Raw genomic sequence first — 21,480 nt, 5'->3', positions numbered from 1 at the left:
GCGCATGATGCGCACCAGACCGCCGCTGCAGGGATCGTTCGGAGCCGTCGCCTCGACGCACTGGCTCGCCTCGTCGAGCGGCATGGCCGTGCTCGAGCGGGGCGGCAATGCCGCCGACGCGGCCGCGGCCGCCGGCTTCGTGCTGCACGTGGTCGAGCCGCACCTGAACGGCCCCGGCGGCGACCTGCCGGCGATCGTGCGGCTGCCCGGCCAGGAGCCGCAGGTGCTGTGCGGCCAGGGCGTGACGCCCGGCGCCGCCACGATCGAGCGGATGCGCGCCGAGGGCATCGCGCACATCCCCGGCACCGGCCTGCTCGCCGCCGTCGTGCCGGGCGCGGTGCCCGCGTGGCTCACCCTCGTGCGCGACCACGGCAGGTGGGCGCCGGCCGACGTGCTCGCGTTCGCGATCGAGCTCGCGGAGCGCGGCCACCGCGTGCTGCCGCGCGTCGCACGCACCATCGCCGGCCGCGCCGACTTCTTCCGCGAGCACTGGGCCGCCTCCGCGGCGCTCTGGGCCGACCCGGCCCCCGAGGCATGGGACGTGGTGCGCAACCCCGCGCTCGCCGAGACGTACCGCCGCCTCGCCGACGCGGGCCGCGGCATGGGGCGCGAGGCCGCGTGCGACGCGGCGATCTCGGCGTGGAGCGAGGGCTTCGTCGCCGAGGCCGTCGACCGGCACGGGCGCGAGGCGGCGATGGACTCCTCCGGCGACGCGCACCAGGGCCTCCTCACCGGCGACGACATGGCCGCGTGGCGGCCCACGTGGGAGCCGTCGCTCGCGATGCCCTGGCGCGGCACGACCGTGCACAAGGCCGGCGCCTGGACGCAGGGCCCGGCGCTGCTCGAGGCGCTCGGCATCCTCGACCCGCTGCTCCCGGAGCGCGCGGACGCCTTCGACGCCGACATCGTGCACGCCGCAGCCGAGGCGATGAAGCTGGCGCTCGCGGACCGCGACGCGTGGTTCGGCGACGGCGCCGACATCTCCGGCCTGCTCGACGACGCCTACCTCGCCGAGCGACGGGCCCTCATCGAGCAGGCGGCGTCGCTCGAGCTGCGCCCCGGCGCGCTGCGCGGCGAGCCGCGGATGCCCGTGGTCGGCACGGCGGGCGCGGTACCGAAGGAGGCGGGCACGGGCGAGCCGACCCGCGGCGACACCTGCCACATCGACGTCGTCGACAAGGACGGCATGGTGATCTCGGCAACGCCCTCCGGCGGCTGGCTGCAGTCGAGCCCGACGATCGCCGACCTCGGCTTCTGCCTCGGCACGCGCGCCCAGATGCTCTGGCTCGAGGACGGCCTCGCCACGAGCCTCGCCCCGCGCATCCGCCCCCGCACGACCCTCTCGCCGACGATGCTCGTCGACGACGACGGCGCGACCGCGGCGCTCGGCACGCCGGGCGGCGACCAGCAGGACCAGTGGCAGCTCACGATGCTGCTCGGCATGCGGGTGCTCGGGCTCGACCCGCAGGCGGCGATCGACGCCCCCTCGTGGCACGTGACGCACCTGGTGTCGTCGTTCGAGCCGCGGGTGTGGGAGCCGGGCGGGCTGCACGTCGAGTCGCGGCTCGGCGACGACGTGCTCGCCGAGCTCGCGCGCCGCGGGCACGTGCTCACGGATGCGGGCGCCTGGTCGCTCGGACGGCTCTCGTTCGCGTCGCACGAGCCCGACGGCACGATCCGCGCCGCGTCGAACGCGCGCGACGAGCAGGGCTACGCCGCGCTGCGCTGAGGCGGCCCGCTAGCCTCGGGAGCGCGACGACCCGAGGAGACGACACGATGCAGGCACGCACCCGACGAGCGCGCACGGGGCCGGCGGCGGCGCGATGGGCGGCGGTCGCGCTCGCCGCGACGCTCGCGATCACGGGCTGCGGGCCGCAGTCGGAGCCGCTCCCGACGCCGACCGCGACGCCGAGCCCGAGCGCGGTCGCCCCGACGCCGACGGCCGCGCCGAGCCCGACGCCCACGGCGCCGGGCGACCCGCTCCCCGACGGCGCGGTCACCGCCCTGCTGCTCGGGACCGACTCGCGCACGCCCGGCTCGATGACCGGCAACGCCGACGCGATCATGGTCGCCCAGATCTCGGCCGACCGCGACACGCTGACGCTCGTGTCGATCACGCGCGACTCGTGGGTGCAGATCCCCGGTGCCGGCGCGGGCAAGATCAACGCCGCGTTCGCGATCGGCGGCACGCCCATGATGCGCGACACCGTCTCGCAGCTCTTCGGCGGGCTCGAGATCGACTACGTGGTGCAGGCGGACTTCGAGGGCTTCATCGCGCTGACCCGGGCGCTCGACGGCTTCGACGCGGCCAACCAGCACCCGACCCAGGTGACGGTCAACAGCACCGGCCGGGTCGTCGACTTCACCGCCGACCCGGTGCACCTGTCGGGCACCGACGGCCTCATCTACGTGCGCCAGCGCAAGGGCCTGCCCGCGGGCGACCTCGACCGCGCGGAGCGGCAGCGCGCCGCCGTCGCCGGCATGCTCGAGCGCATCGACGAGATCGCGACAGCCGACCCGGCTGCGCTCCCCGAGCTCTTCGGCCACTTCGCCGGCCGGCTCAAGATCACCGGCGAGCTGAGCATCGAGGACATGGTCGCGCTCGCGAGCCTCAGCCAGGAGCTCGAGCGCGACGACGTCGTGAGCCTCATGGCGCCCATCACCGGCTTCGGCACGCAGGGCGGGCAGTCGGTGAACGTCGTCGACACCGCGCAGACGGCCGCGCTCGGCGATGCGCTCCGCGCCGGCGACATCCAGCCCTACGTCGACGCGCACGGCACGGGGTACGTCCCTTGATGTAACGCTGTTCCCAAACCTGCCGCGGCGCCGCTAGCCTGAGCGCGGACTCGGCAGGGGGCGATGATGCGAGCACGCGGCGCAGGGGCGCGGATGCGCCGGCTCGGGCTGGTCGCGCTCGTCGCGGTGGTCGCCGCCACAGGCTGCGGCCCCGCGGAGCCCTCCCCCACGCCGACCGCCGACGCGCGCGCGACGGAGTCGCCGACGGCCGCCCCGGCGCCCACCTCCGAGCCCTCCCCGACGCCGACGCCGACCCCGAGCCCGACGGTCGATCCGCTCCCGGAGGGGCCGGTCACCGCCCTGCTGCTCGGCACCGATGCGCAGGAGCCGGGCAGCTGGGGCGGCCGGCCCGACACGATCGTCGTCGCGCAGCTCTCCGCCGACCGGCAGACGCTCGCGCTGATCTCGGTCACGCGCGACTCGTGGGTGACCATCCCGGGCGTGGGCGAGGCGAAGATCAATGCGGCGTTCCCGGCCGGGGGCACCGAGCTGATGCGGACGACGGTGTCGGAGCTCTTCGGCGGGCTCGAGATCGACTACGTGGTGCAGGCGAACTACGAGGGCTTCGTGAGCCTCATCGAGGCGGTCGACGGCTTCTGGGTCGAGAACCGCAACCCGTCGGTCGCCCGGTTCGTGGACGGGGCGATCGACGGCGGCGCGAGCCGCTACTACGACTTCACCGCCGACCCCCTGCTGCTCGACGACGGCGACGGCATCTACTTCGTGCGGCAGCGCATCGACCTGCCCTACGGCGACCTCGACCGCGCCGAGCGGGCGCGCGCCTCGATCATCGGCCTGCTCGAGCGCCTCGACGAGCTGGCCGCCGACCCGCCGGCGCTCACGGCGGCGCTCGTCCACATCGCCTCGGCCGTCCGCATCACGGGCGACCTGCAGATCGACGACATGGTCGCGCTCGCGGCCCTCAGCCGGGAGCTCGAGCGCGACGACATCCTCAGCCTCATGGCCCCGCTGGCCGGGTTCACCGGCCGCGCCGGGGCATCCGTGAACATCGTCGACGAGCCGCGCACCGCCGCGCTCGGCGAGGCGCTGCGCGCGGGCGACGTGCGCGCGTACGTCGCCGCCCACGGCGACGACTACGCGCCCTAGGCTCAGGCGAAGAGCTCGGAGATCTCCTCGACGGTGCCGGCGTCGAGCTCGCCGCGGCCGGCAGCCGCGTTCTGGGCGATCTGCTCGGGTCGGGTGGCGCCGGCGATGACGCTCGTGACCGCAGGCTGCGCGAGCAGCCACTGGAACGTCACCTCGAGCATCGTCGAGCCCGTGCGGGCGACGATGCGCTCGTACTCGGCCATGCGGCTCCAGTCCGTCTCCTCGAGCACCTGCGGCTTGAGGCGCGTGAGGCGGGCGTCGTCGGGGCCGGAGCCCTGCGAGTACTTGCCCGTCAGGAGCCCGTTGGCGAGCGGGAAGTAGGGCAGGAAGCCGAGGCCGGCCTCGCGCACCGCCGGCAGCACCTCGCGCTCGACGCCGCGGGAGACGAGCGAGTACTCGTCCTGCGCCGAGACGAACCCGTTCGGGCTCTCGACGGCTGCGGCGGCGGCGATCTGCTCGGCCGAGAAGTTGGAGTGGCCGTAGGCACGGATCTTGCCCTCGGCGACGAGCTCGTCGAGCGCGGCGACCGTCTGCTCGATCGGCGTCGACGGGTCGGGCGTGTGCATCTGGTAGAGGTCGATGTGCTCCACCTGGAGCCGGCGCAGCGATGCCTCGACCGCGCTGCGGATGTACTGCCGAGCGCCCTTCGCGCCCCACGTCTCGGTGCCCTCGATCGCCAGGCCGCTGTGGCCCCACTTCGTCGCCAGCACGACCTTGTCGCGCGCGGCGCTGCCGGCCTTCTGCAGGGCGACGCCCATGAGGGTCTCGGAGGTGGTGGCCGGGTTGCCGTAGATGTCGGCGGTGTCGAAGAGCGTGATGCCGTGGTCGATGGCCGCGTGGATCACGGCGTCGGTGCCGGCCTGGTCCTCGGTGCGGGTGCCCTTGCGGCCGAAGTTGTTGCAGCCGAGGCCGATGGTCGAGACCTCGATGCCGGAGCTTCCCAGTGTGCGCGTCATGCCCTCCACCCTAGGCGGCCTCGACCTCGAGGCCGGTGTGCGCCCGCCGCTCCCCGGTCGCTACCTCGGCCCCGCGCCAGGGCCTCGCGCGGGCTTGGGCGGCTGCGTCGCCGCGATGGTCTGCGCGACCTCGTGCAGCCACTCGACGTCGCTCAGCCGATCGTCGTCGACGATGCCGTAGGGCTTCGAGCCGGGGTAGGCCTCGCCGCGCGGGAGGGCCGCGGTGAGCTCCTCCGCCTCGGGCACGAGCTTCAGCAGCAGCGTGTCGTCGCAGATGAAGCCGAAGATCCGGTCGTCGCAGTAGATGGCATGCTCGCCGAACATCGCGCGCAGCCGCACGGGCAGCGGGTCGAAGGCGTCCTGGATGCGCTCCAGCGTCTCGGGTGCGTTCGGCATGCTCAGATGCTCCGGCCTGGCGCCGGCGAGGGCAAGGGTACGGCTGGGACGAGGTCCGGCGGATGCGCCCGCTCGGGTGGCGCCTCGCCTGGCGGCCCGCCGTCGTCCGGCAGCGTGCCCCAGGGCGCGTCGGTCTCGGCGAAGCGCGGCCCCTGAGGTTCGGGTTCGTCGCGGACGGCCCTGCCGAGCGGTGTCGTCCACTCGAGCACGCCGTCGGGCAGCTGCCGGACGCTCCATCGTGTGCTGTGCTTCATGGTGTGGTGCCTTCGGCAGAGGTGCGCCAGGTTCTCGATGCTGGTCGGTCCGCCAGAGGCGTGGTCGATCGTGTGGTCGAGGTCGGCTCGGTTGACGGGGTTGTCGCAGCCGGGCCAGCGGCAGCGGCCGTCGCGTGCGCGGAGCCAGCGGCGCTGGGCGCGGTTGGGCGTGTAGGTGTCGACTGTGACGGGCAGTCCCGTCACCGGATGGGTGAAGAGCCGCTCCCAGGTGGCGGTGTCGGCGGCGAGCGTGCGCACCGTGGCGGGGTCGACCAGCACGCGGCCGTCGAGCAGCGCCGGGAACCGCAGCTGCGGCTCGTCCGCGTCGTCGGTCTCGCGCAGCAGCTCGGTCGCCGGGATGGTGATCGCGATGGTGGCCGTCAGCGCGTTGGTCGCGTGCAGGTCGTCGGGGGTCTGGCCGGTCAGGAGCAGCTCGCAGAGCGCGTCGGCGCGGAACTGGTCCCAGGTGCGCGGGTCGTCCTTCGGCTTCGATCGGGCGGCTTGCGTCAGCCGGTCGAAGATGCCGGCGCCGACGACCGCGGGCACGCGGGCGCCGATGTCGACCATCCCGTCGCCCGCGTCGACCATCCACACGTCGCGCCGCTCCATCGCCACCCGGTGCCGCTGCTGCAGCGGCTGCGTGAGCACCCGGTCCACGATCCGCTTCGACCGCGACCGCAGGCGCGACGGCGTCGTCGTCTCCGCGATCGCGACCAGCTCCGCCTCCACGCGGGCGCGCTCGGCGGGGTCGGCGTCCACGTCGATGCGCAGCGGGTGGGTGGCCTGCTCGATCACCCGCAGGTGGCCGGCGCTGATGCGGCCGGTCTTGTGGGCTTCGTGCGCGGCGGGCAGCTCGGTGACGATCTGCCACGCGGTGGCCATCCGCTGCTCGATGCCGCGGTCGGACTGGCGCAGCTCGGCGGCGAGGATCGATGCGGCCTCCTTGAGCGCCGTCACGACTTCGCCGCCCTCGTCGCGGACGCGCTGGAAGCGGCCGGCGAGCAGCTCCCGCTCGCGCGCCTCGAGGCGCGCCCGCTGCGCCTGCAGCGCCTTGATCTGGCCGGTGAACTGCTCCTCGCGGCGCAGCCACGCCGCGCGCTCGGACTCGGCCGGGCCGGGCAACGGCGGGACCTGCATGCGCCCCTCGACGACCGCCTCCAGCTCGTCGGGCGTGAGCGCCGCGAGCCGCTCGCCCCAGTCCCGGTCGAACGCGGCGAGCTCGTCCTCGAGCTCGGCCGCGGTGCGGCCATACGGGTCGATCGCGCCGGCGCGGATCGACGCGATGTAGTCCTCCGCGTCGAGGCCCCAGTCGCCGTCCATGCAGGCATGAAACCACGGGGCACTGACATGGCATCCGCCCCCATCCGCTGGTCGAGGAGGCCGGCGGAGCCGGCCGTCTCGAGACCACTCCACGCCCGGCCGCACGTGGTCTCGTGACGCGAGCGGGCTGCGCCCGCGCGCTCCTCGACCAAGCGGGATGGGGAGCGGGCGGGCACGCTGCGGAGTGGTCTCGACTCGCGAGGCCGCCTGCGGCGGCCGCGCGGCTCGACCAGCGGTGGAGGTGGCCGCGCGGCTCGACCAGCGGTGGAGGCGGCCGTGCGGCTCGACCAGCGGGGTGGAAGCGGCGGCGCCGCGGCTCGACCAGCGGGGTGGGAGCGGCGGCGCCGCGGCTCACCAGCGGGGCGGGAGCGGCGGCGCCGCGGCTCGACCAGCGGGGCGGGAGCGGCGGGAGGGGTCAGAGGGGCTGCAGCGCCCCGGTGCGGGCGAGCACCTCGACCGCGAGCGTCTTGTAGCCCTCCTCGTCGAAGAGCACGGTGATGCGGTCGCCGTCGTCGCTCACGACCCCGCCCTCGCCCCACGCCTCGTGCCGCACGCGCTGGCCGACGTGCCAGTCGTCCGCTCCCCCGGTGGCCTCGTCAGCGGCCGCGCGCGCCTCCTCGACCCGCGCCGCCGAGCCCGAGCGGCACGTGTCGCACGCGCCGCACAGCTCCGGCAGCTCCTCGCCGAAGTAGCCGAGCAGGTAGCGGCGGCGACATCCGCCGGTCTCGACGTAGCCGCGCATCATCTCGACCCGCGAGCGGTCGACCCGGCGCCGCGCCTCGGCGATCTGCGCCGCCTCCTCGACAGCGGGCCGCACGGCGCCCGCGCTCCAGACGAGCTCGCCCTCGTCGGTCGTCTCGACGGCGCCGACCTGCTCGAGCAGGTTCACGGCCGCGGTGAGCCGGCTCGCCCCGACCTCGAGCCGCTCGCGCAGGCGCGCAGGCGGCACGGGCTGCTTCGCCCGCCGCACGCGCGAGGCGACGGCCGAGAGCATCTCCTCGTCGGCGGTCCCGCCGGTGCGGAAGCGGTGCAGCCCGAAGTCCTCCTGCCGGTGCAGCAGCGCCGCGAGCGCCGGCTCGCCGTCGCGGCCGCTGCGGCCGATCTCCTGGTAGTAGGCGTCGAGCGAGTCGGGCGGCGCGGCATGGAGCACGAACCGCACGTCGGGCTTGTCGATGCCCATCCCGAACGCCGACGTCGCGGCGACGACCTCGGCGCTCCCGTCGCTGAACGCGGCGTGCACCCGCTCGCGCTCGGCGCGCGCCATCCCGGCGTGGTACGCCTCGGCGCGCACGCCGGCCGCGGACAGGTCGGCCGCGTAGCGCTCCGCGTCCTTGCGCGTCGCGACGTACACGAGGCCCGGCTTCGCCTCGGCGACCGCTCGCGCGACGAGCGCCTCGCGCCGCTCGTCGTCGTCGCTGTGCCGCTGCACCTCGAGGAAGATGTTGGGGCGGTCGAACCCGCGCACCACCTGCCGCGGGTCGCGCATGCGCAGCCGCTCGACGATCTCCTCCCGCACGGGCGGCGCGGCGGTCGCCGTCAGCGCGACGGTGGTCGGATGCCCGAGCGCCTCGACGACGTGCCCGAGCCGCAGGTAGTCGGGCCGGAAGTCGTGGCCCCACGCCGAGACGCAGTGCGCCTCGTCGACGACGAGCAGCGACGGCCGCAGCTCGCGGAGCCGCTCGAGCACCTCGTCGCGAGCGAGCTGCTCGGGCGCCAGGAAGACGAACGCCGCCTCGCCGGCCTCGAGCTCCTCCCACGCCTCGCGGTGCTCGCCGACGCGCTGCGACGAGTTCACGGCGACCGCCGGGTCGGCCCCGAGGCCCTCGAGCTGCTCGACCTGGTCGTGCTGCAGCGCGATGAGCGGCGAGACGACCACCGTCAGCCCGTCGAGGAGCTTCGCGGCGAGCTGGTAGATCGCCGACTTGCCGTGCCCGGTCGGCATGACGGCGAGCACGTCGTGGCCGTCGAGCAGCGCCTGCACGGCCTCGGCCTGCCCGGGCCGGAGGCTCGGCCAGCCGTAGCCGCGCGCCGCCTCCAGGATCCGGTCGTCGGCCGCCCCCTCCGCGTCGGGGCGGGCATCGTCGCGAGGGGTGCGGACAGGCATGCAGCGATGCTAGGTCGGCCGCCTGACCACGGCCTGCACCGGGCCCGCCTCAGCGCGCGGCGACGAGCCGCGGATCCTGGACGACGAGAAACAGGCCGCCCTCGGCGCCCGTGAGCGGCACGTCGGCCGACGCCGCCCACGCCACGAGCGCATCCACCGACGGCGCCTCCACGGTCGCCTCCGCGAGCGAGCGCACGAGCGCGCCCTTCCCCGCCTTGTTCCAGTGGTTGAGCGCCCTGCCCTCCGGCGAGACGATCTCGACGGGCACGGCGCCGGCGACCGGCGCCAGGGCCGCGTACGCCTTCGAGCGCAGGTCGAGCGCGAAGCCCTCGATCGCGTCGCCCGCTCCCGACCACAGGTCGCGCATCCGCTCCCCCGGCAGGCGCGTGTGCTCCGACACCTTGTAGGCGGGGATGCGGTCGGATGCGCGCACGAAGCCGAGCAGGGCCGACTGGATCACGACGTGGGCGTCGACCCAGTCGCGCGCATCGGCGTCGAGGGATGCGGCGCCCAGCGCGTCGTAGAGCACGCCCGTGTAGCGCTCGATCGCCGGCATCGTCGGCGCATCGCGCACAGCGGCGTTGTCGGCGGCGGCGCGCGCCTTCGCGGGCGTCGAGACGTCCTGGCCGGCGGCGACGAGGCGGTCGAGGGCCGCGAGGGCCCGAGAACGGGCGACGGCCAGCCCGGGGAACCCCAGGCTGGCCGTCGACAGCGGCTCCGCCGTCCCGCCTGCCGCCTTCGTCTCGCTGGGCGGCAGCAGGACGATCAAGCGAGCTTTGCGTTCCTGGCGACGATCTCCACGCGGTCGTGGTCGACCGACAGGAAGCCGTCCTCGGCCTCGACGCTGTGCACCGTGCCGGTCGAGTCGGTGACGCGCACCTGACCCTCGGCGAGCACGGCCAGCACCGGCTCGTGGCCCGTCAGGATGCCGATCTCGCCCTCGGTGGTGCGGGCGATGACCTGCGAGGCCTCGCCCGACCACACCTCGGAGGCGGCCGACACGATGCTGACGGTCAGAGCCATCAGCCGTTCTCCTTCTGGATCTGCGCCCACTTGGCCTCGACGTCCGAGATCGCGCCGACGTTGAAGAACGCCTGCTCGGCCACGTGGTCGAACTCGCCCTTGGCGATCGCGTCGAACGACTCGACGGTCTCCTTGAGCGGCACCGTCGAGCCCTCGACGCCCGTGAACTTCTTGGCCATGTAGGTGTTCTGCGAGAGGAACTGCTGGATGCGGCGTGCACGCGACACGACGATCTTGTCCTCCTCGGAGAGCTCGTCGACACCGAGGATGGCGATGATCTCCTGCAGCTCCTTGTTCTTCTGGAGGATCTGCTTGACGGTCGTCGCGACGCGGTAGTGGTCCTCGCCCAGGTAGCGGGGGTCGAGGATGCGGCTGGTCGACGTGAGCGGGTCGACGGCCGGGTAGAGGCCCTTCGACGCGATCTCGCGGCTCAGCTCCGTCGTCGCGTCGAGGTGCGCGAACGTCGTGGCCGGGGCCGGGTCGGTGTAGTCGTCGGCGGGCACGTAGATCGCCTGCAGCGAGGTGATCGAGTGGCCGCGCGTCGAGGTGATGCGCTCCTGGAGGATGCCCATCTCGTCGGCGAGGTTCGGCTGGTAGCCGACGGCGCTGGGCATGCGGCCGAGCAGCGTCGAGACCTCCGAGCCCGCCTGCGTGAAGCGGAAGATGTTGTCGATGAACAGCAGCACGTCCTGCTTCTGCACGTCGCGGAAGTACTCCGCCATCGTCAGCGCCGACAGGGCCACGCGCAGACGCGTGCCCGGCGGCTCGTCCATCTGGCCGAAGACGAGGGCGGTCTTGTCGAAGACGCCCGCCTCCTCCATCTCGTGGATCAGGTCGTTGCCCTCACGGGTGCGCTCGCCGACACCGGCGAACACCGAGACGCCGCCGTGGTCCTGCGCGACGCGCTGGATCATCTCCTGGATGAGGACGGTCTTGCCGACGCCGGCGCCGCCGAACAGGCCGATCTTGCCGCCCTGCACGTACGGCGTCAGGAGGTCGATGACCTTGATGCCGGTCTCGAACAGCTGCGTCTTCGACTCGAGCTGGTCGAACGCGGGAGCCTTGCGGTGGATCGACCAGCGCTCGGTGACCTCGATCGTCTCGCCCTCGCCGAGGTTGAGCGCCTCGCCGATGACGTTGAAGACCTTGCCCTTGGTGACGTCGCCGACGGGGACCATGATCGGGTCGCCGGTGTCGCGCACCTCCTGGCCGCGGACGAGGCCGTCGGTCGGCTTCAGCGCGATGGCGCGCACGAGGTCGTCGCCGAGGTGCTGCGCGACCTCGAGCGTGATCTCCTGCGGCTCGGTGCCGTCACCGAAGTCGACGGTCGTCTTGAGCGCGTTGTAGACGGGCGGGATCGCGTCGTGCGGGAACTCGATGTCGACGACGGGACCGGTCACGCGGGCCACGCGGCCGACGCCGGCCTGCCGCTGCGAGACCTCGGGGGTGTCAGTGATGGTCATGGTGCTTGCCTTTCGTGGCTACTTCGCCGAGGCGAGGGCGTCCGCGCCGCCCACGATCTCGGAGATCTGCGTCGTGATCTCGGCCTGGCGCGCGTTGTTGCGCAGGCGGGTGTAGTCGGTGATGAGCTTGTCGGCGTTGTCGGAGGCCGACTTCATGGCCTTCTGCGTCGCCGCCTGCTTCGCGGCGGCCGACTGCAGCAGGGCGTTGAAGATGCGGCTCTCGACGTACACCGGCAGGAGCGCGTCGAGCACCTGTGCGGGCTCGGGCTCGAACTCGTACAGCGGGAAGTGCTCCGCGCTCTCGGCGCTCTCGGCCTCGACGACCTCCAGCGGCAGCAGCCGCACCGAGGTGGGCTCCTGCGTCATCATGCTGACGAAGCGGTTGTAGACGATGTGGATCTCATCGACCTGCTCGGAGACGTACGCCTCGAGCACCGCCTCGGCGATTTCCTGCGCGAGCTCGGGGCTCGGCGTCTCCGACTGCCCCGTCCACGCCTGGATGGACGCGCGCTTGCGGAACTTGAAGTAGCCGACGGCCTTGTTGCCGACCAGGTAGTGGTCGACCTCCTTGCCCTCGGACTCCAGCTTCGCCCGCAGCTCGCTCGCCTCGCGGATGATCTGCGAGTTGAACGCGCCGGCCAGGCCGCGGTCGCTCGTCAGCACGACGATCGCCGCGCGCTTGAGCTGCGGACGCTCGACCGTGAGCGGGTGCGCCTCGTTGGAGTACGTGGCGACCGCGCTCACGGCGCGCGTCAGCGCCCTGGCGTACGGCGTCGACGCGTGCACGCGTGCGAGCGCCTTCTGGATGCGCGATGCAGCGATGAGCTCCATCGCCTTCGTGATCTTCTTGGTCGTCTGCGCAGACTTGATCTTCTGCGTGTAGACCCGGAGCTGGGCTCCCATTCCGCCTCCTCAGCGAGCTCGCGTCAGCGACGGCCCTTGACGATCTGCTCCTGGTTGACGTCCTCGACCATGGGGTTGTCGGACTCCGTGCCCGGGTCGGTGATGCTCGACTCCGGCTTGCCCTGCCAGTTCTTCACGAACTCGTCGACCTCCGACTCGAGCGTCGCGAGCGTCGCGTCGTCGAGCACGTTGGTCTCGCGGAGCGTGCCGAGCACCGAGCTGTTGCTGCGCAGGTGCTCGAGCAGCTCGGACTCGAACTGCAGCACCTGGTTGACGGGCACCGTGTCGAGCTTGCCGTTCGTGCCGGCCCAGATCGAGACGACCTGCTCCTCGACGGGGTACGGCGAGTACTGCGGCTGCTTCAGCAGCTCGGTCAGGCGCGCGCCGCGCTCGAGCTGACGGCGCGAGGCCGCGTCGAGGTCGGAGGCGAACATCGCGAACGCCTCGAGCGAGCGGTACTGGGCGAGCTCGAGCTTGAGCGTGCCGGAGACCTTCTTGATCGACTTGACCTGCGCGTCGCCGCCGACTCGCGAGACCGAGATGCCGACGTCGACCGCGGGGCGCTGGTTGGCGTTGAACAGGTCGGACTGGAGGAAGATCTGGCCGTCGGTGATCGAGATCACGTTGGTCGGGATGTACGCCGAGACGTCGTTGGCCTTCGTCTCGATGATCGGCAGGCCGGTCATCGAGCCCGCGCCGAGCTCGTCAGAGAGCTTCGCGCAGCGCTCGAGCAGACGGGAGTGCAGGTAGAACACGTCACCCGGGTAGGCCTCGCGGCCCGGCGGGCGGCGGAGCAGCAGCGACACGGCGCGGTAGGCCTCGGCCTGCTTCGACAGGTCGTCGAAGATGATCAGGACGTGCTTGCCCTCGTACATCCAGTGCTGGCCGATGGCCGAGCCGGCGTAGGGCGCGAGGTACTTGAAGCCGGCCGGGTCGGACGCGGGCGAGGCGACGATGGTGGTGTACTCCATCGCGCCGGCCTCCTCGAGGGCGCCCTTCACCGAGGCGATGGTCGAGCCCTTCTGGCCGACGGCGACGTAGATGCAGCGCACCTGCTTGTTGACGTCGCCCGAGTCCCAGTTGGACTTCTGGTTGATGATCGTGTCGATCGCGATCGCCGTCTTGCCCGTCTGGCGGTCGCCGATGATCAGCTGGCGCTGGCCGCGGCCGACCGGGATCATCGCGTCGATCGCCTTGATGCCGGTCTGGAGCGGCTCGTGCACCGACTTGCGCTGCATGACGCCGGGCGCCTGCAGCTCGAGGGCGCGGCGGCCGCTCGAGGCGATCTGGCCGAGGCCGTCGATCGGGTTGCCGAGCGGGTCGACGACGCGGCCCAGGTAGCCCTCGCCCACGGGGACCGAGAGCACCTCGCCGGTGCGGGTGACCTCCATGCCGGCCTCGATGCCGGCGAACTCACCGAGCACCACGACGCCGATCTCGGACTCGTCGAGGTTCTGGGCGAGGCCCAGCGTGCCGTCCGCGAAGCGGACGAGCTCGTTGGCCATGACGCCGGGGAGGCCCTCGACGTGCGCGATGCCGTCGGCGGCGTCGATGACGGTGCCGACCTCGGCCGTCGTCGAGGCCGAGGCCTCGTAGGACGAGACGAAGTCGGCGAGTGCGCCCTTGATCTCGTCGGGGCTGATGGTGAGCTCTGACATGTGTCTTCCTCTGGTGGGCTGTCGACCTAGCCGAGCTTCAGGCGCAGGTCGGTGAACTTGGAACGGACGGTGCCGTCGATGACGTCGTCGCCGATCGCGACGCGCAGGCCGCCGAGGACGGCCGGGTCGACGATCTGCTGGAGCTGCAGGGCGCGGCCGTACTGCCGCTCGAGGCCGACGCGGAGTCGGTCGAGCTGCGCCGCGGGGATCTCGCGGGCCGTCGTGACGGTCGCGAGCGAGCTGCCGGAGGCCTCGGCCACCTGCTTCGCGGTGCTGCGCAGCCGCTGGCCGATGCGACGGCCGCGGGGCGCGCGCACGAGGTGATCGAGGATCGAGGCGGCCGCCTCGCTCGCCCGGCCGCCGAGCAGCCGCTCGACGAGCGCAGCCTTGGCGTCGGCGGAGCCGAGCAGGCCGCCGAGCGCGAGCTCGAGCTGCGCGTCGGAGGCGACGGTGCGCTCGAACGAGGCGATCTCGCCGGCGACGTCGGCCTGCGACGAGCGCACGGCGATGCGGATGGCCGCGTCGTCGATGCCCGCGAGCAGGTCGGCGGGAGCGGACCAGCGCTGGCGCGCGAGGTGCGCGACGATCGCGACCGCAGGTGCTCCGAGCTGCCCGAGCACGCGCGCCGCGAGGGCCGCGCGAGCGTCGGGCGTCGAGGCGGGGTCGGCCAGCGACGAGAGCACCTGGGGGCTCCGCTCGATGGCGCGCGACGCCCGGAACAGGTCGCGCGCGTCGTCGATGCCCGCGTGCGGCTGCGCGCTGACAGCGCCCTCGATGCCGGCTCGCGCCTGGCTGGTCGCGCTGCCCACTAGCGGTTCGCCCCGTCGCGCTCGAGGTCGGCCAGGAAGCGGTCGACGATCGCAGCCGAGCGGCTGTCGTCCATCGACTCGCCGACGACCTTCTCCGACAGGTCGAGGGCGAGCGTGCCGACCTCGGTCTTCAGGGAGGAGAAGGCTGCCTGGCGCTCGGCCTCGATGCGCTGGTGCGCCTGCGCGGTGATGCGCTCGGCCTCGTCGTTCGCACGAGCCTTCAGGTCGGCCTCGATCTTGGCGGCGTCTGCGCGAGCACGCTCCTTGATCTGGCTGGCCTCAGCGCGCGCGGCGGCGAGCTGCGTGTTGTACGACTCGAGCGCCGCAGCTGCCTCGGCCTGCGCCTCCTCGGCCTTCTTGATGCCGCCCTCGATGGCAGCGGCGCGCTCGTCGAGCAGCGCCTGCATGCGCGGGAGGACGACCTTCCAGAAGACCAGCAGGAGGACGGTGAAGATCACCGCCGACCAGAGGATGTCGTAGAAGGCGGGGAGGAGGATGTTCTGCTCCTCCTCCTCCTCCACCGCCAGGAAGAGGTCTGATGCGAGCATCAGTGCCTCAGACCATGAAGAAGTACGTGGCGATGCCGACGAAGGCGAGCGCCTCGGTGAACGCGATGCCGATGTACATGAGGACCGTCAGGCGGCCCTGCAGCTCCGGCTGGCGCGCGACCGACTCGATCGTCTTGCCGACGACGATGCCCACGCCGATGGCGGGGCCGATGGCCGCGAGGCCGTAGCCGACGGTCGCGATGTTGCCGTTGATCTCGGCGAGAACGGTCGTGGCGTTGTCCACGGTGTTTCCTTTCTGCGGTTCCGGTTGCCCGGAGGGTCAGTGCTCTTCAGCCAGCGCGAGCTGGATGTAGACGGTGGTCAGGAGGGCGAAGACGTAGGCCTGCAGCACCGCGACCAGCAGCTCGAAGAGCGTGAACGCGAAGCCGAGGGCGAGGGTGCCTGCGCCGAACAGCGTGTAGAGGCCGCCGGCGGAGAAGAAGAAGAAGTGCGTGGCCGAGAAGAACAGCACGAGCAGCAGGTGGCCGACGACCATGTTCATCATGAGTCGCAGCGTCAGCGTGATGGGGCGCAGCACGAAGGTCGAGACGAACTCGATCGGCGTCACGATGATGTAGAGCGGCCACGGCACGCCGGGCGGGAACAGCGCGTTCTTGAAGAAGGCGCCCGGGTGCTTCTTGACGCCGGCGTAGATGAACGCGACGTAGGCGATGAGCGCCAGCAGCAGCGGCACGCCGATCACCGAGGTGCCCGCGATGTTGAAGAAGGGGATGATGCCGGTCACGTTCATCGACAGCACCATGAAGAAGATGGTGGTGATGAGCGGGAGGAAGCGGCGTCCGTCCTTCTCGCCGAGCAGGTCGTAGGCGATGCCGTCGCGGACGAAGCCGAGGCCCATCTCGACCAGGCTCTGCCCGCGCGTCGGGACCAGGCGCATCCGCCGCGTGCCGAGCACGAAGATGAGGATGATCGCCGTCGCCGAGATGAGGCGGATGAGCATGATCCGGTTGATGCCGAAGATCGGGTCCTCTTCGCCGAGCCACGCGATCGTGGGCTCGTCGAACAGGAAGATCTGCGGGAAGAACTCCGCGATCGACGGCGGGTGGAACGGCTCGGGCTCGGTTCCAGCAGAGGCCAGCAGCGACAAAGGGGCGTTCAGCGTCTCTTCCTCAACCTCATGGCGCCTGGCGCCGTCTCGACGTCGGTGCGCCCCCTCGCGCGGACACGCTCGATGGTGAGCGGTGCAGTGGGGGGAGCAGGAACGACACTACCAGAACGCGGCACGGCGCGGCGCCTGCGCGGGTCGGCGCTCAGGCCTGCGCGCCGCGGGCCGGACGGCCCTGCGTCTCGTCGTCGGCGTCGCTGTCGATCGTCGGCTGCCGGCTCGTCATGATGACCACGCAGTCGATGACGAGCGAGCCGATGACCGCCACCACGAGCGCGCCGAAGGCGACGCCGCGGTGCAGCCAGTCCTGGTCGCCGAGCACGAACACGAGCACGATGAACAGCACGAACTTCAGCAGCCAGCCGCCCAGCACGATGCCGAAGAAGGCGCCCGAGATCATGGCGCCCTTCGAGACCTTGAAGGCGAGCAGGATGCTCGCGGCGGTGAGCATGCAGAAGACGATCGCGAGGGCGGTGCCCACGAGCGCCGAGGCGACCCCGGCGCCGGCGGCGAGCAGCCAGCCGACGATCCCGCCCACGACGGCCACGGCGGCGGCGAGGATGCCGCCCCACAGCAGGATGCGCTGCATGATCTGGTTGGTGGTCACCGGGATTCCCCCTGGTCGATGCTGGTCTCGACGCGGGCGTCGATCGTGGTCGGCTCGAGTCCCCTGCGAGCTGCACGGCGCTCGCGCAGCACGCGCAGGAACGTGCGCCACACCCTGCGGCTGACGGGCGCCGCCGTCAGCAGGGCGCACACGATGAACCCGACCGCCATGATACCGACGGCCACCCACCAGGGCTGCATGAGGAACACGAGGCAGCCGACCGAGACGACCGCCGTCCACGCGTAGAAGATGAGCACCGCGCCGAGGTGCGAGTGCCCCATGTCGAGCAGCCGGTGGTGGAGGTGCTTGCGGTCGGCGGCGAAGGGGCTCGAGCCGTTCAGGAGGCGCCGCACGACCGCGAGCACGAAGTCCGTCAGCGGCAGCAGCAGGATCGCGAGCGGCAGCAGCACCGGGATGAACGCGGGCAGGATCTGGCTGCGCCCGCCCATCGTGCCGATGTCGATCTGCCCGGTGACGGCGATGGCGCTCGCGGCGGTGAGGAGGCCCAGCATGAGCGCGCCGCCGTCGCCCATGAACATGCGCGCGGGATGCCAGTTCACCGGCAGGAAGCCGAGGCACACGCCGACGATGATCGACGTGATGAGGCTCGCGAGCGAGAAGTAGGCGTTCTGCTGCCCGAGGTTCTGGCTGATGATGAAGATGTAGCCGAAGAACGCCGTCGAGCCGATGATCGTGGTGCCCGCGACGAGGCCGTCGAGCCCGTCGATGAAGTTCAGCGCGTTCATCACGAGCACGATGATGAGCACCGTCAGCATGATCGCCGTGGTCGCCGACGGCACCGTGATGCCGGCGATCGGGAGGCTCACGATCTGCACGCCGAAGAGCGCGACGCCGGTGGCGACGAGGATCTGCGCGCCGAGCTTCAGCATCCAGTCGAGGTCGACGAGGTCGTCGAGCACGCCGATGCCGCAGATCGCGACCGCACCGGCCAGCAGCGTCCAGATGCGGGCGGGCTCGGCGAAGACGCCCGAGAGCTCGGGGATGAGGGCGGCGACGCCGAACGCGCCGAGCACGCCGATGCACATCGCCACCCCGCCGAGGCGCGGCGTCGGCCGCGAGTGCACGTCGCGGTCGCGCACGGGCGGGTGGATGCCGTGCTTGAGCGCCACTGCCAGCACCACGCGCGTCGCGACGAAGGTCACGACCGCCGCGACCGCGGTGATGAGCAGGAAGATCACGGCGTCACTCCGGGGCGAGCAGCTCGCCGAGCGCGGCGGCGACGGTCTCCCGCGGCAGCACGCCCTGGCGCACGATGCGCACGACGCCCTCGGTGGAGCAGTCGAGGATCGTCGAGCCGTTCTGCTCCCCCGGCGCCGCGCTGCCGCCGACGGCGCCCGCGTCGAGCACCGCGGCGACGTGGTCGCCGAGCATCTCGGCCGCGGCTGCCGCCTCGGTCGGCGCCGGCATGCCGTGGAGGTTGGCGCTCGAGACCGCGAGCGGCCCCGTCTCGCGCAGCAGGCCGATCGCGATCGGGTGGTCGGGCACCCGGATCGCGACGGTGCCCCCGGTGTCGCCGAGGTCCCAGGTGAGCGAGGGCTGCGCGCGCAGGATGACGGTGAGGGGGCCCGGCCAGTGCGCGTCGAGCAGCGGCTCGATCGCCGCGGGCACCGACTCGGCGAGCGCGGTGGCCATGTGCCGGTCGGCGACGAGCACGGGCGGCGGGAAGCCGCGGTCCCTGCCCTTCGCCGCGAGCAGGCCCGCGACGGCGCTGTGCGAGAAGGCGTCGGCGGCGATGCCGTAGACCGTGTCGGTCGGCATCACGATGCACTGGCCGGCCGCGATCGCCGTCCGCGCCGCGCGCACCCCGTCGAGCAGGGATGCGGGGTCGGAGCAGTCGTAGATCGTGGCGGCCACCCCGCAATCGTAGTGCCGCCCGGGAGCGCCCGCCGGGGCCGTCAGCGGACGGCGGAGGTGACGCGGTCGCGACCTGTCAGGTCGACCCGCGTGCGCGCATCCGTGAACCCGGCGTCCTCGAGCATGCCGCGCACGGCGGCCGACTGGTGCTCGGCGTGCTCGACCGCGACGATGCCGCCGGGGGCGACGAGGTCGGCCGCGAGCGGCGCGAGGTCGCGGATGAGGTCGAGCCCGTCGGCGCCCGAGTAGAGCGCGCCGTGGGGATCGAAGGCCCGCACCTCGTGGTCGGCGGGCACGGATGCGGCCGGCACGTAGGGCGGGTTCGACACGAGGGCGTCGAGGGAGCCGGGCTGCACCCCGACGGCCGCGAGCGCCGCGACGTCGCGCGCGTCGGCGTGGAGCAGCACGGTGCCGGGCGCGAGCTCGGCGATGTTGCGGCGGGCCCAGACGTAGGCGGCGGGGCTCTGCTCGACGGCGACGACCCGGGCTCCGGCCTCGCGCGCGAGCGCGATCGCGACGGCGCCCGTGCCGGTGCCCACGTCGAGCACGAGCGGCGAGGCCGTGCCGCGCACGTGCTCGAGCACGACGTCGACGAGCAGCTCGGTCTCGGGCCGCGGGGTGAAGACGCCTGGCCCGACCCGCAGGTCGACGTGCCGGAACGGCGCGAGGCCCGTGATGCGCTGCAGGGGCTCCCGCGCCTCCCTCCGTGCGACCGCGTGCGCGAACCGGCCCAGCGCATCCGCCGCGAACGAGCGGCCCATCGCCATGTCGACGCGGATCTCGCCGAGCCCGCTGCCCGCGGCCCACGCGGCGAGCAGCTCGGCGTCCGGGCCCTCGATGCCCGCGGCCGAGAGCCGCGTGCGCGCCTGCCGCACCGCATCGCCGACCGTCGGTTCCGTCACGGCACCACGGTAGTGCCGCGAGGGGCCCGCGCCCTGCGGGAATGCGGAGCCGCCGCGGAGCGCTTGCTCGGGTGCTGTCCCGTATGGTGAGAAGCACTGCTTCCACCCGATGAAAGGAATCCGCATGGCGCGCATCTTCGACGACATCACCGCCACGATCGGCGGCACGCCCCTCGTGCGCCTCCAGCGGCTCGACGACACCGACGCGACCGTGCTCGTGAAGCTCGAGTCCTTCAACCCCGGCGCATCCGTCAAGGACCGCATCGGCCGCGCGATCATCGACGCCGCCGAGGCCGACGGCTCCCTCAAGCCCGGCGGCACGATCGTCGAGGGCACGAGCGGCAACACCGGCATCGCCCTCGCGATGGTCGGCGCCGCCCGCGGCTACCGCGTGATCCTCTCGATGCCCGAGACGATGTCGGTCGAGCGCCGCGCGATCCTCAAGGCCTACGGCGCCGAGCTCGTGCTCACCCCCGGCCCCGACGGCATGCGCGGCGCCGTCGAGCGCGCCCGCCAGATCGTCGCCGAGACGCCCGGCGCCATCCTCGCCCGGCAGTTCGAGAACGAGGCGAACATCCGCGTGCACCGCGAGACCACCGCCGAGGAGGTCTGGGCCGACACCGACGGCGAGGTCGACATCTTCATCGCGGGCATCGGCACCGGCGGCACCATCACCGGCGCCGGCGGCCGCCTCAAGGAGCTGAACCCCGAGATCCGCGTCGTCGCCGTCGAGCCGGCCGACTCGCCGCTGCTGACGAAGGGCCAGGCCGGACCGCACAAGATCCAGGGCCTCGGCGCGAACTTCGTGCCCGAGATCCTCGACACCGGCATCTACGACGAGGTCGTCGACGTCGAGCTCGACGACGCCGTGCGCGTCGGCCGCGAGCTCGCCGCGACGGAGGGCATCTTCGCGGGCATCTCGTCGGGCGCGATCGTCTGGGCCGCGCTCGAGATCGCGCGCCGCCCCGAGTCGGCGGGCAAGACGATCGTCGCGATCGTCTGCGACACCGGCGAGCGCTACCTGTCGATGCCGATCTACGCCGACCTGGCCTGAGCGGAGGACGGATGGGCCTGCTCAACGTCCGCGAGGACATCGAGAACGCGCGGCGGCACGATCCTGCCGCCCGCGGCGCGCTGTCGATCGCGCTCACCTACTCGACCCTCCACGCCGTCTGGGCCCACCGCGTCAACCACCGCCTCTGGCACGCCGGCGCGCGCTCGATCGCGCGCGCCGGCAGCCAGTTCGCGCGCTTCATGACGGGCGTCGAGATCCACCCGGGCGCGCGGCTCGGGCGCCGGTTCTTCATCGACCACGGCATGGGCGTCGTGATCGGCGAGACCGCCGAGGTCGGCGACGACGTGATGCTCTACCACGGCGTGACGCTCGGCGGCACGGCGAACGCGGCCGTGAAGCGGCACCCGACGCTCGGGCACCGTGTGCTCGTGGGCGCCGGCGCCAAGATCCTCGGGCCGATCGCGCTCGGCGACGACGTGCGGGTCGGCGCGAACGCCGTCGTGCTGCACGACGCGCCCTCGGGGACGACGCTCGTGGGCGTGCCCGCGAAGCCGGTCGCGCGCACGTCGCCCGCCGAGCTGCCGCAGATCGAGTACTCGATCTGAGCCGCTCGCTCTG

General features: G+C 72.7%; 22 protein-coding genes. 5 read left to right on the top strand and 17 right to left on the bottom strand.

The annotated features are described in order from the left end of the window. Nucleotides 1-4 precede the first annotated feature (4 nt). The 3 genes from MU522_RS08880 to MU522_RS08870 all read left to right on the top strand — a co-directional run bounded on the left by MU522_RS08880 (nt 5) and on the right by MU522_RS08870 (nt 3,903). Nucleotides 5-1,729 (top strand): gamma-glutamyltransferase, encoded by a 1,725-nt coding sequence (locus tag MU522_RS08880; protein WP_246990676.1) that lies wholly within the window; start codon nt 5-7, stop codon nt 1,727-1,729. Between the two features lie 47 nt (nt 1,730-1,776). Beyond that, nucleotides 1,777-2,796, top strand: coding sequence for an LCP family protein (locus MU522_RS08875; RefSeq protein ID WP_246990675.1), 1,020 nt, complete (start codon nt 1,777-1,779; stop codon nt 2,794-2,796). Between the two features lie 93 nt (nt 2,797-2,889). Beyond that, nucleotides 2,890-3,903, top strand: coding sequence for an LCP family protein (locus tag MU522_RS08870; RefSeq protein WP_246990674.1), 1,014 nt, complete (start codon nt 2,890-2,892; stop codon nt 3,901-3,903). A 2-nt stretch (nt 3,904-3,905) separates the two neighbouring features. Here MU522_RS08870 and MU522_RS08865 read toward each other — a convergent pair whose 3' ends face one another. The 17 genes from MU522_RS08865 to prmC all read right to left on the bottom strand — a co-directional run bounded on the left by MU522_RS08865 (nt 3,906) and on the right by prmC (nt 19,847). Next, nucleotides 3,906-4,859, bottom strand: a complete 954-nt coding sequence (locus tag MU522_RS08865) for an aldo/keto reductase (protein WP_128190726.1) — start codon at nt 4,857-4,859, stop codon at nt 3,906-3,908. A 60-nt stretch (nt 4,860-4,919) separates the two neighbouring features. Continuing rightward, on the bottom strand, nt 4,920-5,255 hold the full coding sequence (locus MU522_RS08860) for a TfoX/Sxy family protein (protein ID WP_246990673.1): 336 nt from the start codon (nt 5,253-5,255) through the stop codon (nt 4,920-4,922). Between the two features lie 2 nt (nt 5,256-5,257). Beyond that, nucleotides 5,258-6,829 carry an HNH endonuclease signature motif containing protein gene (locus tag MU522_RS08855; protein WP_246990672.1) on the bottom strand — a complete coding sequence of 524 codons (1,572 nt, stop codon included), beginning with the start codon at nt 6,827-6,829 and terminating at the stop codon, nt 5,258-5,260. Between the two features lie 415 nt (nt 6,830-7,244). Further along, nucleotides 7,245-8,933, bottom strand: coding sequence for a RecQ family ATP-dependent DNA helicase (locus MU522_RS08850; RefSeq protein WP_246990671.1), 1,689 nt, complete (start codon nt 8,931-8,933; stop codon nt 7,245-7,247). A gap of 49 nt (nt 8,934-8,982) precedes the next feature. Then, nucleotides 8,983-9,702, bottom strand: a complete 720-nt coding sequence (yaaA, locus tag MU522_RS08845; protein ID WP_246990670.1) for a peroxide stress protein YaaA — start codon at nt 9,700-9,702, stop codon at nt 8,983-8,985. After that, nucleotides 9,699-9,956 carry a F0F1 ATP synthase subunit epsilon gene (locus MU522_RS08840; RefSeq protein WP_128190156.1) on the bottom strand — a complete coding sequence of 86 codons (258 nt, stop codon included), beginning with the start codon at nt 9,954-9,956 and terminating at the stop codon, nt 9,699-9,701. The genes yaaA and MU522_RS08840 overlap by 4 nt, the downstream gene beginning before the upstream one ends. Further along, nucleotides 9,956-11,419 (bottom strand): F0F1 ATP synthase subunit beta, encoded by a 1,464-nt coding sequence (gene atpD / locus MU522_RS08835; protein ID WP_128190155.1) that lies wholly within the window; start codon nt 11,417-11,419, stop codon nt 9,956-9,958. The genes MU522_RS08840 and atpD overlap by 1 nt, the downstream gene beginning before the upstream one ends. Nucleotides 11,420-11,437: 18 nt before the next feature. Beyond that, nucleotides 11,438-12,322: a F0F1 ATP synthase subunit gamma gene (locus MU522_RS08830; protein ID WP_128190154.1), complete on the bottom strand. Its 885-nt coding sequence runs from the start codon at nt 12,320-12,322 to the stop codon at nt 11,438-11,440. A gap of 23 nt (nt 12,323-12,345) precedes the next feature. After that, nucleotides 12,346-13,980 carry a F0F1 ATP synthase subunit alpha gene (atpA, locus tag MU522_RS08825; protein ID WP_246990669.1) on the bottom strand — a complete coding sequence of 545 codons (1,635 nt, stop codon included), beginning with the start codon at nt 13,978-13,980 and terminating at the stop codon, nt 12,346-12,348. Nucleotides 13,981-14,006: 26 nt separating this feature from the next. Next, nucleotides 14,007-14,789, bottom strand: coding sequence for a F0F1 ATP synthase subunit delta (locus MU522_RS08820; RefSeq protein WP_146357277.1), 783 nt, complete (start codon nt 14,787-14,789; stop codon nt 14,007-14,009). Beyond that, complete coding sequence (locus tag MU522_RS08815; protein WP_246990668.1) at nt 14,789-15,337, bottom strand: F0F1 ATP synthase subunit B; 549 nt, start codon at nt 15,335-15,337, stop codon at nt 14,789-14,791. The genes MU522_RS08820 and MU522_RS08815 overlap by 1 nt, the downstream gene beginning before the upstream one ends. 7 nt (nt 15,338-15,344) lie before the next feature. Further along, nucleotides 15,345-15,581: an ATP synthase F0 subunit C gene (gene atpE / locus MU522_RS08810; RefSeq protein WP_281439987.1), complete on the bottom strand. Its 237-nt coding sequence runs from the start codon at nt 15,579-15,581 to the stop codon at nt 15,345-15,347. A gap of 36 nt (nt 15,582-15,617) precedes the next feature. Continuing rightward, nucleotides 15,618-16,364: a F0F1 ATP synthase subunit A gene (gene atpB, locus MU522_RS08805; protein WP_246993492.1), complete on the bottom strand. Its 747-nt coding sequence runs from the start codon at nt 16,362-16,364 to the stop codon at nt 15,618-15,620. A 244-nt stretch (nt 16,365-16,608) separates the two neighbouring features. Further along, entirely contained in the window at nt 16,609-17,070 is a 462-nt protein-coding gene (locus MU522_RS08800) for a hypothetical protein (RefSeq protein WP_246990667.1), read from the bottom strand. Further along, nucleotides 17,067-18,269, bottom strand: a complete 1,203-nt coding sequence (locus MU522_RS08795; protein WP_128190149.1) for an MraY family glycosyltransferase — start codon at nt 18,267-18,269, stop codon at nt 17,067-17,069. The genes MU522_RS08800 and MU522_RS08795 overlap by 4 nt, the downstream gene beginning before the upstream one ends. A 4-nt stretch (nt 18,270-18,273) precedes the next feature. Further along, complete coding sequence (locus MU522_RS08790; protein ID WP_246990666.1) at nt 18,274-18,945, bottom strand: L-threonylcarbamoyladenylate synthase; 672 nt, start codon at nt 18,943-18,945, stop codon at nt 18,274-18,276. A gap of 41 nt (nt 18,946-18,986) precedes the next feature. Continuing rightward, nucleotides 18,987-19,847 (bottom strand): peptide chain release factor N(5)-glutamine methyltransferase, encoded by an 861-nt coding sequence (prmC, locus tag MU522_RS08785; RefSeq protein ID WP_246990665.1) that lies wholly within the window; start codon nt 19,845-19,847, stop codon nt 18,987-18,989. A gap of 124 nt (nt 19,848-19,971) precedes the next feature. On the opposite strand from prmC, the gene cysK reads away from it, so the two are divergent. Beyond that, on the top strand, nt 19,972-20,901 hold the full coding sequence (gene cysK, locus MU522_RS08780; RefSeq protein WP_246990664.1) for a cysteine synthase A: 930 nt from the start codon (nt 19,972-19,974) through the stop codon (nt 20,899-20,901). A gap of 11 nt (nt 20,902-20,912) precedes the next feature. Then, nucleotides 20,913-21,467: a serine O-acetyltransferase EpsC gene (gene epsC / locus MU522_RS08775; protein ID WP_128190145.1), complete on the top strand. Its 555-nt coding sequence runs from the start codon at nt 20,913-20,915 to the stop codon at nt 21,465-21,467. Nucleotides 21,468-21,480: the final 13 nt, after the last annotated feature.

The organism is Agrococcus sp. SCSIO52902, from assembly GCF_022983135.1.
GTDB lineage: Bacteria > Actinomycetota > Actinomycetes > Actinomycetales > Microbacteriaceae > Agrococcus > Agrococcus sediminis.
Note: the sequence above shows the minus strand (reverse complement) of the source record. Positions and strands in the feature narration are given on the sequence as shown.

Coding starts and splice junctions, on each gene's coding strand:
- cysK (WP_246990664.1), top strand. CDS start 19,972: ATGGCGCGCATCTTCGACGACATCACCGCCACGATCGGCGGCACGCCC.
- MU522_RS08875 (WP_246990675.1), top strand. CDS start 1,777: ATGCAGGCACGCACCCGACGAGCGCGCACGGGGCCGGCGGCGGCGCGA.
- epsC (WP_128190145.1), top strand. CDS start 20,913: ATGGGCCTGCTCAACGTCCGCGAGGACATCGAGAACGCGCGGCGGCAC.
- atpD (WP_128190155.1), bottom strand. CDS start 11,419: ATGACCATCACTGACACCCCCGAGGTCTCGCAGCGGCAGGCCGGCGTC.
- MU522_RS08870 (WP_246990674.1), top strand. CDS start 2,890: ATGCGCCGGCTCGGGCTGGTCGCGCTCGTCGCGGTGGTCGCCGCCACA.
- MU522_RS08840 (WP_128190156.1), bottom strand. CDS start 9,956: ATGGCTCTGACCGTCAGCATCGTGTCGGCCGCCTCCGAGGTGTGGTCG.
- atpA (WP_246990669.1), bottom strand. CDS start 13,980: ATGTCAGAGCTCACCATCAGCCCCGACGAGATCAAGGGCGCACTCGCC.
- MU522_RS08865 (WP_128190726.1), bottom strand. CDS start 4,859: ATGACGCGCACACTGGGAAGCTCCGGCATCGAGGTCTCGACCATCGGC.
- MU522_RS08855 (WP_246990672.1), bottom strand. CDS start 6,829: ATGGACGGCGACTGGGGCCTCGACGCGGAGGACTACATCGCGTCGATC.
- MU522_RS08880 (WP_246990676.1), top strand. CDS start 5: ATGATGCGCACCAGACCGCCGCTGCAGGGATCGTTCGGAGCCGTCGCC.
- MU522_RS08860 (WP_246990673.1), bottom strand. CDS start 5,255: ATGCCGAACGCACCCGAGACGCTGGAGCGCATCCAGGACGCCTTCGAC.
- MU522_RS08830 (WP_128190154.1), bottom strand. CDS start 12,322: ATGGGAGCCCAGCTCCGGGTCTACACGCAGAAGATCAAGTCTGCGCAG.
- MU522_RS08815 (WP_246990668.1), bottom strand. CDS start 15,337: ATGCTCGCATCAGACCTCTTCCTGGCGGTGGAGGAGGAGGAGGAGCAG.
- MU522_RS08850 (WP_246990671.1), bottom strand. CDS start 8,933: ATGCCTGTCCGCACCCCTCGCGACGATGCCCGCCCCGACGCGGAGGGG.